General features: G+C 42.3%; 13 protein-coding genes. 4 read left to right on the plus strand and 9 right to left on the minus strand.

Features of this window, described 5'->3' with window-relative positions; translation table 11 throughout:
* Positions 1 to 170 precede the first annotated feature (170 nt).
* Positions 171 to 2198: a M1 family metallopeptidase gene (locus AC59IL_RS20845; RefSeq protein ID WP_496554128.1), complete on the minus strand. Its 2028-nt coding sequence runs from the start codon at positions 2196 to 2198 to the stop codon at positions 171 to 173.
* 198 nt (positions 2199 to 2396) lie between these two features.
* On the opposite strand from AC59IL_RS20845, the gene AC59IL_RS20850 reads away from it, so the two are divergent.
* Positions 2397 to 3101 carry a porin family protein gene (locus AC59IL_RS20850; RefSeq protein WP_496554129.1) on the plus strand — a complete coding sequence of 235 codons (705 nt, stop codon included), beginning with the start codon at positions 2397 to 2399 and terminating at the stop codon, positions 3099 to 3101.
* 104 nt (positions 3102 to 3205) lie between these two features.
* Here the strand turns inward: AC59IL_RS20850 and AC59IL_RS20855 are convergent, their stop codons facing one another.
* The 6 genes from AC59IL_RS20855 to AC59IL_RS20880 all read right to left on the minus strand — a co-directional run bounded on the left by AC59IL_RS20855 (position 3206) and on the right by AC59IL_RS20880 (position 7490).
* A complete protein-coding gene (locus AC59IL_RS20855; RefSeq protein ID WP_496554130.1) occupies positions 3206 to 3661 on the minus strand; it encodes a PepSY-like domain-containing protein in 456 nt (151 codons plus the stop codon).
* A gap of 222 nt (positions 3662 to 3883) precedes the next feature.
* A complete protein-coding gene (rsmI, locus tag AC59IL_RS20860; RefSeq protein ID WP_496554131.1) occupies positions 3884 to 4549 on the minus strand; it encodes a 16S rRNA (cytidine(1402)-2'-O)-methyltransferase in 666 nt (221 codons plus the stop codon).
* Between the two features lie 36 nt (positions 4550 to 4585).
* The gene (locus AC59IL_RS20865) at positions 4586 to 4957 is read right to left on the minus strand and encodes a four helix bundle protein (RefSeq protein WP_496554132.1); all 372 of its coding nucleotides are present in this window, start codon (positions 4955 to 4957) and stop codon (positions 4586 to 4588) included.
* Between the two features lie 122 nt (positions 4958 to 5079).
* Positions 5080 to 5325, minus strand: coding sequence for a phosphoribosylformylglycinamidine synthase subunit PurS (purS, locus tag AC59IL_RS20870; protein ID WP_496554133.1), 246 nt, complete (start codon positions 5323 to 5325; stop codon positions 5080 to 5082).
* On the minus strand, positions 5322 to 6083 hold the full coding sequence (locus AC59IL_RS20875) for a CDP-alcohol phosphatidyltransferase family protein (RefSeq protein WP_496554134.1): 762 nt from the start codon (positions 6081 to 6083) through the stop codon (positions 5322 to 5324). The genes purS and AC59IL_RS20875 overlap by 4 nt, the downstream gene beginning before the upstream one ends.
* A 117-nt stretch (positions 6084 to 6200) precedes the next feature.
* A complete protein-coding gene (locus AC59IL_RS20880; protein ID WP_496554135.1) occupies positions 6201 to 7490 on the minus strand; it encodes an aminopeptidase P N-terminal domain-containing protein in 1290 nt (429 codons plus the stop codon).
* 360 nt (positions 7491 to 7850) lie between these two features.
* On the opposite strand from AC59IL_RS20880, the gene pckA reads away from it, so the two are divergent.
* Both pckA and AC59IL_RS20890 read left to right on the plus strand, forming a co-directional pair.
* A complete protein-coding gene (gene pckA / locus AC59IL_RS20885) occupies positions 7851 to 9455 on the plus strand; it encodes a phosphoenolpyruvate carboxykinase (ATP) (RefSeq protein ID WP_496554136.1) in 1605 nt (534 codons plus the stop codon).
* Positions 9456 to 9700: 245 nt separating this feature from the next.
* Positions 9701 to 10231 (plus strand): DUF922 domain-containing protein, encoded by a 531-nt coding sequence (locus AC59IL_RS20890; protein WP_496554137.1) that lies wholly within the window; start codon positions 9701 to 9703, stop codon positions 10229 to 10231.
* An 18-nt stretch (positions 10232 to 10249) separates the two neighbouring features.
* Here AC59IL_RS20890 and AC59IL_RS20895 read toward each other — a convergent pair whose 3' ends face one another.
* On the minus strand, positions 10250 to 10885 hold the full coding sequence (locus AC59IL_RS20895) for a deoxynucleoside kinase (protein ID WP_496554138.1): 636 nt from the start codon (positions 10883 to 10885) through the stop codon (positions 10250 to 10252).
* Positions 10886 to 10992: 107 nt separating this feature from the next.
* Positions 10993 to 12000: a tryptophan--tRNA ligase gene (gene trpS / locus AC59IL_RS20900; protein ID WP_496554139.1), complete on the minus strand. Its 1008-nt coding sequence runs from the start codon at positions 11998 to 12000 to the stop codon at positions 10993 to 10995.
* Between the two features lie 293 nt (positions 12001 to 12293).
* On the opposite strand from trpS, the gene gatC reads away from it, so the two are divergent.
* Complete coding sequence (gene gatC, locus AC59IL_RS20905) at positions 12294 to 12590, plus strand: Asp-tRNA(Asn)/Glu-tRNA(Gln) amidotransferase subunit GatC (RefSeq protein ID WP_496554140.1); 297 nt, start codon at positions 12294 to 12296, stop codon at positions 12588 to 12590.
* Positions 12591 to 12593 lie beyond the last annotated feature (3 nt).

Here is a 12593-nt window from a genome sequence, read left to right on the forward strand (position 1 = left end):
CAAATACTTTGTGCCATTTTACCTTCCCTGTGCTTGTATTACTCAATAACCTTATTTCCTCGAAAGCCGTTCTTAACTGAACGGCTTTTCTTTTGTTAGACCGGAAGTCGGAAAGATTTTCGCTAAGGCGTATTTTTTCTTTCGGACTTCCGGACTTTCCGACTTTCGGTCTACCAGGGTATATCCAGCTTATTATTCTTTCTGTCTACATCGGCCATTCGCATCGAAGGATCGATTTCGATCACTTTCAGTTCGGTTATTCTTCTGTTGATCTCAAAGGTATATTGCGGATGCGTCCACTTCCAGGGTTCATATACGTTGCGCGGAATTGAAGCGTCTTCAACAGGTTTTTCGCCAAACATCAGGTACATGGGCACATAGGCCATCAGTTTGCTTCCATCTTTGAACTGTATCAGTACATCCACAGGCATGGGCATATTGCCGATCCTTTTCACTCTGATCTTTGTTTTACCGCCATCTTCCCACAAACTGTCGATACCATAATCAATGGTTTTGGTCGTATTCACAAAATACTCGCGGTACCAGTCTAACTTTATATCGCTTTGCTTTTCGGCTACGCGTATAAAGTCGTTTACGTTTGGATGTTTAAAGCGCCACTGGTTATAATATTCCATCAAAATTTTATCACGAACCTGAGCGCCAACAATATAACCGAGTTGTTCAAGAAACACTTCTCCTTTTGAATAAGAAGCAATGCTGTACGCGAAATTGGTTTCAAAGTGATCGGCATGGGTGGTTAATGGCTCCTCGAGCCTGCTGGCCACCAGGCCAAAATAATTATCATAGGCATCGTCGTGCGGATTGGTTCTACCTAAATAACTATGGCTGCCGGCCAGCGAATCAACCAGTACTTTTTTACGGGGCCCTGTACCGGCCGTGTTCTGCTGTGGCAGCGTAGTATTGGAAACCGTTAAATAATAATTGGTAACCAGTGATGCGGCATAACTGGTGAAACCTTCATCCATCCAGGCATATTCCGATTCATTGGTGCCCAGCATCATCTGGTACCAGCTGTGCATCCATTCATGAAAAGCGGTGCTTACACTGGGCCCAACAATGAGCGTGCTCATGGGGTATTCCATACCGCCATCACCGCCATGGATAAACGTATATTGTTTATACGGATAAGCGCCGAACTTCTTTTCAATAAAAGGTAATACAATAACCGCTGCATCGGCAATCCGCTTCCACTGATCGTCGAAGTTCTGAATATATGTCGCTACACTATAATTGTAACTTTTTTTATCGTTTTCGGGCAATTCATCATACTGTTGTTTTAACAGCGCGGTATCGCGGTTATAAATAACGTGTATGAGGGGGCCATTGGCAATGTTGCGGGTAAGATGCACATAATGGGGATCAGCAGCCCACATAAAGTCATGTACATTGGGGGCTACAAAGTGCCAGGTAAGTGTTGAACCGGCCGGCTGTACTACTTTGGTGCCGGGGTCTTCGTAGCCAAAGCCTATCTGACTGGCATTTTGCAAATACCCCGTTCCGCCGATCATATATTTTTTGTCGATGGTGATATTCACTTCATAATCGCCCCAAACACCATAAAATTCACGGGCAACATAGGGTGTAGGATGCCAGCCCTCGTAATCGTACTCGCACAGTTTGGGATACCACTGGCTCATTGAAAAACGTACGCCGGTTTTGGGGTTATCGCGACCGCTGCGGCGAACCTGCAGGGGTACCTGCGCTTCAAAGTCCATATCAAAAACCACTTTTGCTTTGGGCAAAATGGGTTGGGTAAGCGGCACTTCCAAAATGGTTTCGCGTACAATATATTTTTGGGGTACGCCATTCATTTTAAGTGTAAGTACTTTCTGGTAACCGATCTCATCTTCTTTCAAATGCGAAATGCGGTCGCGCACACGCGGGTCCCAGTCCTGCCGGTCGTTGATCACTTTCTGGCCCAATACCCGGCTGCGGTTATCCATCATACTGTTAGGCTGAAAGGCGTTCCAGTATAAATGATAAAATACTTTTTTGAGGGTATCGGGTGAATTATTGGTGTATTCTAACCGTTGTTTACCCGTAAAACGGTTAGTGGTAACGTTCATCGAAATGTCCATTGTATACTTCACGTGTTGCTGCCACCTGTCGGGTTGCGCGCACAATGCCACCACGGAAAAAACTGCTAATACCAGCGCATAAAACTTTTTACGCATCATTCATGAGTTTTTTTATGAATTAATTCCGGCACGGAAGGTAGCAAAAAATCAAAAATGACCATTTTGTTTCATACATAAGTGGTGTATACGATCAATAACAGCATGCCTTTTTATCAAAGGCTATTCTTTTCCGATCAAATTCATTTGATTTTAACAAGCAGCATTCTATTTTCGCTCATTAACCAAAAACCATTTTCAATGAAACATTTCATTAGCATTATTTTCTATTTATCACTGGCACAGCTCACGTATTCGCAAACACAAAAAGGTCACTGGCTGGTGGGGGTAAATATTGGCAGCGCAGGCTGGGGGAAAAACGATTCGAAAGATAAATATAACGGCGGCTATTTTACAACCAATGAAACGAAGAAGTTATCGATTGAAGCGGGACCTACAGCTCTTTACTTTATAAAAGACAATCTTGCTATAGGCGGCACCATTGGCATAGGATACACCCACAGTAAAGGAGATCAATCTTATGACCCGCAATTGGGGGCGTCAGCAATAATCAAAGCCCATTATTTCCCTTTGTCGTTCGATCCTGAAATAAGAAAATATTTTGGTAACCCGGGGTCAAAAGGTATGCCATGGATAAATATTTTTGGGGGAATAAACACCATGCCCGGCAAGGGAAAAGTTGAATCTCATTATGGTGCCAATGATATTACCGGTAATGCCAAATATAAAACCTCTGGCTGGAACGCTGGTGGCGGCATAGGGTATTCTCATTTTTTAAACGAACATATAGCATTGCAATACTTTGTTAACTATCGCTATACCTGGTTAAAAAATACAGCCACTTACAGCACGCCCTTGTTCCAAAGTCCTGAAAATACCACCAAATCGAATGATTTCAATTTTGGAATAGGCTTACAAATTCATTTAGGCAAAAAAGGAAAGTAAGGAAGGGTTCTTATAAAATACTTCACATAAAAATCCCCGGTAGTGCTGCATGACTACCGGGGATTTCTTTCGTTTCACGTTTGTCGTTTGCCGCTTCACGGCTATTACAACGTGATATTATCTTTTATCAACCTGCCTTCGTTGCTATATAACAGGTTCTTTTTTTGAATATCGTTTTTTTGAATTTGCAGGCGATAGGTAATTTTTTCTTCGTGTGAAATTATTTTATATACCTCTTTTATGTTCCATTCGGCGGCATATTTACTTTTATCGAAGCCATCTTTTACAGCAGCAGGTATATCAGCTTCTGCTATTTTATTTTCGGTACCCTGCCAAAGACCTTTATTGGTGAATTTGGCCTCGTAGTGAGTATTGTCTAAATCGAAGGAAGCAGTAAAACCGCTTAACCTGTCGCGCCATTCAATATTGGTGGCCATGGGATATTTTTTCCGAAAGGTTTCGGTTACTTCTGCAGGCACCTTACGTACCTGAGCGTCAGCTGGATTATATATTGTTAAAACAAATGCAAAAGCCAGACAGTAATAAAGTATTTTTTTCATACCTAAAATTGATTTAGAGTTTGAGTTAAAGTGCAAATTTCAAACCGGGTTATGAAAAGAAAAACATAAAATCTGAAATCTGAGGTCCGATGTCTGAAGTCCGATGAGTGAAACCGGAAGGCGGATATAATCAATAGTAATGATATAATTACCGGGTTCTTCTGACTTCCGATAGCCGATTTCGGACTTCAGTTCCTCGCTTCACAGTTCATACTTCTGATTTCATTCCTTACCTCCAACTACCAATACAATTTCTCCTTTTACTTCTTTTTGCTGAAAATGTTCAACAAGTTGTTGCAGGGTGCCATGGGCATTTTCTTCAAACATCTTGGTCAATTCGCGGCTAACGCTGCACAACCGGTCGGCACCGAAATATTGTATAAATTCCTGTAGCGTTTTTACCAGCCGGTGAGGCGATTCATAAAATATCATTGTGCGGTCTTCTTCGGCCAGCTTTTTCAACAGGGTTTGCCGCCCCTTTTTTAACGGCAGGAATCCTTCAAACACAAACCGGGTCATGGGTAAACCGCTGTTTACAAGAGCAGGCACAAAAGCAGTTGCGCCCGGCAAACACTCAACCTTTACACCCGTTTTAACACATTCGCGTACCAATAAAAAGGCAGCATCTGAAATGCCGGGCGTGCCGGCATCAGATATAACGGCTATGTTTTTGCCTTCGAGCAACTGATTTATGAGATGTTGCAGCACCTGGTGCTCATTATGCTGATGATAAGCCGAAAGCGGACGATTAATGCTATAGTGATTTAATAACTTACTACTCGTACGAGTATCTTCGGCCAATATCAGATCAACGTTCTTTAGCACCTCCAGTGCCCTCAGTGTAATATCCTGCAAATTGCCTATTGGCGTGGGAACTAAATAAAGCATAATGCGAATGTGCTAATTTGATAATGTGCTAATATGCTAATGTGAGAATTTGTTGATGTTTTTTGCAGTACACAAAATCTTTGTCAGCACCTTTTGGATTTCTTCAAGTTTCTTCATTAATTCTTTGCTCTCAGGATAATTTTGTGCATAATCACACAACATAAGCCAGTACTGCGTTTCATCGGCTTCCTTTGCTGCGATTTTCATTTTATGAATAAAATCAGCTTTGCTTTCTGCATTTTGCGCTTCTATGGCATTTGCACCAATAGAAGTTCCAGACCTTAACATCTGGTTGGCAATTACAAACTTTCTATTGACCTGCAGTTTTTCACAATAATCTATTATCATCAATGAAAAGTCAAAAGAAAGCTTTAAAATGGGATTTTGCTCAAACAGTTCTTTTTGCATAACATTTTATTTATGTTAACAAGAGCTGCTACCTACAGAACATTTCCCTATTTTACCTGCTTAAGCAAGCCGCAAACTGCAGGCATTATATTAGCACATTAGCTAATTATCCAATTAACACATTAATTAATCGAGATTTCGAAATATTCCATCACCGGATTGGCGAGTAATTTTTTTGAAGCTTCTTCGGCAATTGCTTTTGCCTGATCGGGTGAGCCGGCTTCTACCTGAAGGGTTATATTTTTACCAATGCGTACATCCTGAATATTGCCTAAACCAAGGTTTTGCAATCCTCCCATTACGGCTTTTCCCTGCGGATCGAGTAATTCTTTTAATGGCATTACCTTCACCTGAACTGTATAGGTCATGTGGTTTTATTTTTGAAGGCCAAAGATAAGATGATGTAGATAATAAACACAACCGGAACAGCCAGCCATTTTAATAATATACCTGCTATTATTGCTGCCAGCAGCAAAATAAGTTTGGGCAGATTGCTTTTTACCGAAAAATTTTTGAATTTCAACGCCATCAGCGGCAGTGTGCTTACCATCAGGTAGCTTATCAATGTGATAATCGCATACCACATCCATTTGTTATGCATTAGTTTAAACGCATTCTCACTGTTTGAATACCAGTATATAAGGGGAAACGAGGCTATCAACAAACCGGCGGCAGGCGTTGGTACGCCTTTAAAACCATATTGCTGCGAATCATCGAGGTTAAACCGTCCGAGGCGGTAAGCCGCAGCGCAGGGAATTATCAATGCAGGCAAAAGCCATAAAAGAGGCACTTCGATACCATTGGGCTCGGCAGAATAGCTCAACCGCAAAAACTGGTAAACAATTAAACCGGGTGCAACGCCAAAACTTACCAGGTCGGCCAGCGAATCGAGTTGTTTGCCCAACGCCGATGTAGCCTTGAACAGGCGGGCAACAAATCCATCTAAAAAATCAACTACAGCAGCCAGGCCTATAAATAATGAACCCAGCCATATTTTTTCGGGAATTTCAAGCATTTGTCCCGAATCATCACTTACTATAATAATTCCGTTTTGAAGTATATAAATAATAGCAATGCAACCGAAGAATAAGTTTATAAGAGTGAACAGGTTCGGAATATGTTTCATAATTTAATTTGAAAATTTGAGGATTTGAGAATTTGAAAATTATAAAACCCATCTATTCTAACATAAAGGTATTTGCATTTTCAAATTTTCAAATTAGCACATTAGCTAATTGGAATACTACTTCTTCATTATCGCTTCTATTTCTTCGGGTTTGATGGGAATTTTTGCCATCAGATCTTTGTTACCGGTTTTGGTGATCCATACGTTGTTTTCGATACGTATGCCCATTTGTTCTTCTTCGATATAAATGCCCGGCTCTACGGTAAACACCATACCCGGTTTAATGGGTTCGTTACGCGTGCCCAGATCGTGCACATCGATACCAAGATGATGCGAAATGCCATGATACAAATACCTGCGATATGCCCGGTTATCTTTATCCTCGTTCTTTACATCCTGCTGGTTCAGCAGTCCCAGTTTTACAAATACTTTAGTGGCTTCCTCCCCTACTTTATCGGTATAATCAAGAATGCTGATGCCAGGCTTCAGAATACTTTTCGCATAATCGTGCAGGCGAAGGCAGCCATTGTACACTTCTCTCTGACGCTTCGTGAATTTTCCACTTACCGGCACCGTGCGTGTTAAATCGGCGCAATATCCGCCATATTCTGCTCCAAAATCCATGAGCACCAGTTCACCATCTTTACATTCATCATTGTTGAACACATAGTGCAGAATGCGGGCGCGATCGCCGCTGGCTATGATGCTTGAATAAGCTGGTCCGGTTGCCCGTTGCGACAAAAACGAATGCCATATTTCAGCCTCAATTTCATATTCCATTACACCGGGCTTAATGAATTTAAGCAAACGAACAAACGTATTGTGGGTAATATCTATTGCCTGCTGCATTACTTCTACTTCCTGCGGCGTTTTTATGGCACGAAGGTCTTTCATAATGCGGGCGCTTCGTTTATACTGGTGCAGCGGGTAACGCTGTTTCATGGCCTCAACATAGCGGTAATCGCGCACCGGAACATAATTCGATTTGCGATCATTTTCATTGGTGTTCAGGTATATTGTATCTGCAAGATGTATCCAGCCCTGCAGCGGCGCATCGATGCTGTCTAACCATACCACGGATTGAATACCTGAAATTTTTTTGGCTTCTTCGGCACGCAATCTTTTCCCATCCCATTTTTCTTTCATTTCATTAGGACGAACCAATACCAGTATTTCGCGGTATTTGGGATCGGGGTTATCGGGAAAAAGGATCACCATAGTATCTTCCTGATCAATGCCCGATAGCCAATACAGATCTGAGTTTTGTTTAAACCGGTGAAGGGCATCGCCATTGGTTGGCAACTCGTCGTTGCTGTTGAAAATGGCGATCGAGTTTTTTTCCATTCTGGCAATAAAACGCTTCCGGTTCTGTATAAAAATCTGGGCGTTGAGCAAATGATATTTCATGTTCGAGGTTTATAATACATTGAATATGATCCCGTAAAAATATGAACAATAGGCAATAGGCAATGGGCAATAGGCAATTAAAACCAATAAAGGGCTTAGCCAATGGGTTTGGGGTCAAATTTCCGCATCTATGCTAATAAAATGGATTAGGATCAATTAACAAATAAATACCGGTTTTAGGCGGCATTCATAAAAAATTGAACAGCGATCAATCGCCTTTTACCCTAACATATGTTAGTTAGATATTTTTAAATAATTCCACATATTTTTTGAAATACGTTCAATAATGGAGCGCTGGCACCCGTTGGGTTAGACAAATTTTAATTATATCTTTGACGTCTAAAACAAACGAACGCTTGTATGTCAGTATCTACTATTGCGATTCCAACCAAAATGCTTGAGGAGCTGGGGCTTCAATTGAACAACACGTTACATTATCAGTTACTGCCCGAAGAACTGGTAAATGATACATTGCGATTAAACCAGGGTGTACTGAACAATACCGGTGCACTGGTAATAAAAACCGGAGAATTTACAGGTCGTAGTCCAAAAGATAAGTTCATTGTAAAAGATGAGATCACAGAAAACTCAATTCACTGGAATGAGTTTAATATTCCCATTGAAGAAAAATATTATCACTGCATTCATCGTAAAATTGTTGACCATCTGAACGCCCAACCTGAACTATGGATGCGCGATTCTTATGCCTGCGCCGAACCGCGCTATCGCTTAAACATACGCGTAATTAACGACAACCCCTGGAGCAACCTGTTTGCCTATAATATGTTTTTACGGCCGGAAGAAGAGGAACTGGAAAATTTCAGGCCCGACTGGCATATACTTGCAGCGCCCGGTTTAAAGTTAGATGCAAAGGAATGTGGCATCCGCCAACACAATGCAGCAGTAATAAGTTTTAAACACCGCACCATTTTAATTGCAGGAAGCGGCTATACCGGTGAAATTAAAAAAGGCATCTTTTCGATACTGAATTATATTTTGCCGCACGACAAAGGCGTACTGAGCATGCACTGTTCGGCCAACCTGGGCCGCAATGGCGATACAGCTTTATTCTTTGGTTTAAGCGGAACCGGCAAAACCACCTTAAGCGCCGACCCCAATCGTAAACTGATTGGCGATGATGAGCATGGCTGGAATGAACAGGGTGTTTTTAATTTTGAAGGCGGTTGTTATGCCAAGTGCATCGACCTGAGCCCTGAAAAAGAACCGGCGATTTATCAGGCTATCAGACCCGGTGCATTGGTTGAAAATACCCTATTTCATGATGGCACCAACGTTATTGATTTTGCCAGCAAAGCAGTTACAGAAAATACACGTGTATCGTACCCTTTACATTACATCGGCAATGCGGTTGAACCGTCAATGGGTGGTATACCGGAAAACATTTTCTTTTTAACCTGTGATGCTTCGGGTGTATTGCCACCGGTTTCAAAATTAACTCCTGAGCAGGCCATGTACCAGTTTATTTCGGGCTATACGGCCAAGGTGGCCGGAACCGAAGCCGGAGTTACAGAACCCAAATCAACCTTCAGCGCCTGTTTCGGTGCTCCCTTTTTGCCCCTTCACCCCGGACAATATGCCGCTATGCTGGGCGATAAACTTAAAAAGCATAACGTAAAAGTATGGCTGGTAAATACCGGCTGGACGGGTGGCGGCTATGGAACCGGCAGCCGTATGAAACTGGCGTATACCCGCGCTATGATCAGCGCTGCACTGGAAGGCGACCTCAACGAGGTTCAATTTGAAGCGCATCCCGTTTTTGGTATAGCAGTTCCTGTAAGCTGCCCCGGTGTGCCGGATAGCATTTTAAATCCGCGAAATACCTGGGCCGATAAAGCAGCGTATGACAAGGCCTGTGAAAATCTGGCTAAGCAGTTCATAACCAATTTTGAAAAATATGCCTCGGGTGTATCGGCAGAAGTGCTGGCAGCCGGGCCAAAAATATAATTGCTGTTTTTTGATTTATTCTCAATTATTTTAGTGATATTAGTTCACTTTTTTTAAAAGCTTTAGGTCTCAACGATTACTTTGCCATAGAAAGGGTTGTCTCAGAGTACGGGACAACCTTTTATTTTTACACCCTTTTTCTAAATTTTAGGAAAATCTTTCAGCCGAATTATAGTAAGTTGCTGTTGTTGCTGATACCATTCCCTGCATTCGCCACTAAAAACCAGAAAGGGGGAATTTCGCATATGAGTAAAGCCATTTTTTGTTTTGTACTACTATTTATCACCGTTACACAAACGAACAACCTGATTCCGTGGAGCGTTTCGCGAAAACTTATCTGGGATGATTTTAAAGGCAACCCCGATCCCAATTCTTCCAATGCCGCGCTTACCAGCAGTAATATAAATATTGAATTCGGCTACGATGATAATGGCTTTAAATATACCATCAAATGCAACTTCGATAAAAACCGTTCATGGGTTCGTATAAAAAACAGCGATGTGCTCACACACGAACAGGGGCATTTTGATTTGGCTGAAATTTATGCGCGAAAATTAAATAAGGTAATGAAGGGCTATCATTTCAATGCCAAAACAGCCAGTACCGATTTAAACCTGTTGTATGAAAATGTAATGAAGGAGCACCGCCAGGTGCAAACCCAATACGATCAGGAAACAGATTATTCGCGCAATAAACCAAAGCAGGATGAATGGCTAAAAAAGATTGCCGGTGACATGAAAGCTTTGGAAGATTATGCCAATTACCGTGCGCAATAAATACAGCCTGCTTAAAATTTAAAACAGTCCATATAACTGCGAATCTATCTTGCGAATGATGTCACCAAGGTGCTCTTCGTTTTCGGGGAATTTATTTTTATCGATATCTATTACCAGCAGGTTGCCTTCTTTATAGCCATCGATCCATTTATTATAAAAATCGTTGAGGCGTTTCAGGTAATCGAGGCGGATATTCTCTTCATACTCGCGTCCGCGTTTTTGAATTTGCGCCACCAGGGTGGGTACCGATGCTTTCAGGTATATGAGCATGTCGGGCGGCTGCACCATGGTTTTAAGCGTTTCAAAGAACATGAAATAGTTATCAAAATCGCGTTTGCTCATCAGTCCCATTTCGTGCAGGTTGGGCGCGAATATATAAGCATCTTCATAAATGGTTCTGTCCTGTATTACGGTTTCAGTACCACGATGAATATCGTTCAGTTGTCGCAGGCGGCTGTTTAAAAAATAAATCTGCAGGTTGAAGCTCCACCGCGGCATATCTTCATAAAAGTCGAAGAGGTATGGATTATGATCAACATCTTCGAACTGGGGTATCCAGCGATAATGTTTGCTGAGCAGCTCTGTAAGCGTAGTTTTTCCAGCGCCGATATTACCCGCTACAGCAATATGCTTCGGTTTCTTAAGTTTTGCCATTATTGTAGAGTTCTATATCCCTGACCCACGCCCTTGTTGAAGGGGAATGGAATGAAAAATTTAAGATATTAATTCTTTCCGGTATTCAACCGGTTCTACCCCGTTTTTTAATAATAATTCAAACCCATTGCCTGGCGAACTATGGTAAGTGTAGCCTGGGCGCTGGCACGTGCTTTTTCGGCCCCCTGTATCATCACTTTTTTAAGGTATGCCGTATCCTGCTGAATCGCTTCTGTTTTTTCACGAATGGGGGCAATAAAGCGTACCATATCCTCGGCCAGCTGTTTTTTCATATCGCCGTACCTGATAGTACAATTGTTATAATCCTCTTCAAATTTTTTCACCACATCCGGCGCACTTACCAGCTTCATCAGCAAAAACAGGTTCTCGATGTAATCGGGTTTGGGAGTATTGGGTGCTGAAGGCCCCTGATCGGTAAGCGCCTTCATTACCTTTTTACGGATCAGGTCATCGGGGTCACTGAGGTATAATGTAGCGTATTGATTTTCGCTTTTGCTCATTTTACCGGCGCCATCGAGGCTGGGCACTTTTACCAGTTCGCTGCCAAAATTAAAGGCAACCGGTTCGGGAAATACTTCGCCATAGCGGTGATTGAATCGGTTTGCAAACTGACGCGACATTTCAAGGTGCTGCTCCTGGTCTTTACCTACCGGAACCAGTTTGGCACGGTGTAATAAAATATCAGCAGCCTGCAGTACCGGATAGGTAAGCAAACCGGCATTTACGTTTTGCGGCTGCAGCCTTATTTTATCTTTGAAGGAGGCGGTTCTTTCCAGCTCTCCTACATAGGCCAGCATGTTCAGGAAAAGATATAGCTCGGATGTTTCGTACACATGGCTTTGACAGAACAATGCCACCTTTTCGGGATCAAGACCGCAGGCTATATGTTCTGATAGTACACGAAGCACATTGGCCTTCAACTCTTTTGTATCAGGATGGGTGGTTAACGAGTGCAGGTCGGCCAGCATAAAAAAGCAGATATACTCGTCCTGCATCCGCACGAAATTGCGCAACGCCCCAAAATAATTGCCCAGGTGTAAAAAACCGGTGGGACGAATGCCGCCCATGACTATCTCTTTGTTAGCACTTTGCATAAGGACGGCGAAGATAAGAAGAGTTTGTAGTTTATGGTTTGCGGTTTGTAGTTCTTTATAGGCAAACTCCCGAAAAGATATTCAAACTGTTAAAGCCCTAAAAAGTTCTTTACCAATTACCCATTGTCTTTTGCCGGTTACCGGTTACCAGTTGCCGGTTACCAGTTACCGGATACCTGTTACCAGATTCCGGTTACTAGCTACCGCTTACCAGTTACCGGTTACCAGCTCCCAATTGCCGGTTGCCTGAAACCGGGAACCGGGAACTGGTGTTTTTCATTATTTTTGTTCACATGGAAGTAAATGACGCATTGGTTCAGAACCTGGCCAACCTGGCCCGCCTGCAGTTTAATGATCAGGAAAAAGAAATAATTAAGAAAGACCTGCAACGAATGATTCATTTTGTCGACAAACTGAATGAATTAAATACCGAAGGGGTTGAACCGCTGTTACATATGACAGATGCCGTGAATGTGTTGCGCGAAGATGTGGTACAGGGTTCTGTTACCCGCGAGGAAGCGCTGAAAAATGCCCCTGATACCGATGGCGTATTTTTTAAAGTACCCAAAGTGATTAAAAAACAGGAATAAACT

Source organism: Niastella sp. sgz303648, assembly GCF_059587045.1.

Bases quoted from the DNA above. Each gene is read 5' to 3' on its own strand.
- gatC (WP_496554140.1), top strand. From the start codon at position 12,294: ATGGAAGTAAATGACGCATTGGTTCAGAACCTGGCCAACCTGGCCCGC.
- AC59IL_RS20880 (WP_496554135.1), bottom strand. From the start codon at position 7,490: ATGAAATATCATTTGCTCAACGCCCAGATTTTTATACAGAACCGGAAG.
- AC59IL_RS20865 (WP_496554132.1), bottom strand. From the start codon at position 4,957: ATGCAAAAAGAACTGTTTGAGCAAAATCCCATTTTAAAGCTTTCTTTT.
- purS (WP_496554133.1), bottom strand. From the start codon at position 5,325: ATGACCTATACAGTTCAGGTGAAGGTAATGCCATTAAAAGAATTACTC.
- AC59IL_RS20845 (WP_496554128.1), bottom strand. From the start codon at position 2,198: ATGATGCGTAAAAAGTTTTATGCGCTGGTATTAGCAGTTTTTTCCGTG.
- AC59IL_RS20855 (WP_496554130.1), bottom strand. From the start codon at position 3,661: ATGAAAAAAATACTTTATTACTGTCTGGCTTTTGCATTTGTTTTAACA.
- AC59IL_RS20875 (WP_496554134.1), bottom strand. From the start codon at position 6,083: ATGAAACATATTCCGAACCTGTTCACTCTTATAAACTTATTCTTCGGT.
- AC59IL_RS20895 (WP_496554138.1), bottom strand. From the start codon at position 10,885: ATGGCAAAACTTAAGAAACCGAAGCATATTGCTGTAGCGGGTAATATC.
- pckA (WP_496554136.1), top strand. From the start codon at position 7,851: ATGTCAGTATCTACTATTGCGATTCCAACCAAAATGCTTGAGGAGCTG.
- trpS (WP_496554139.1), bottom strand. From the start codon at position 12,000: ATGCAAAGTGCTAACAAAGAGATAGTCATGGGCGGCATTCGTCCCACC.
- rsmI (WP_496554131.1), bottom strand. From the start codon at position 4,549: ATGCTTTATTTAGTTCCCACGCCAATAGGCAATTTGCAGGATATTACA.
- AC59IL_RS20890 (WP_496554137.1), top strand. From the start codon at position 9,701: ATGAGTAAAGCCATTTTTTGTTTTGTACTACTATTTATCACCGTTACA.
- AC59IL_RS20850 (WP_496554129.1), top strand. From the start codon at position 2,397: ATGAAACATTTCATTAGCATTATTTTCTATTTATCACTGGCACAGCTC.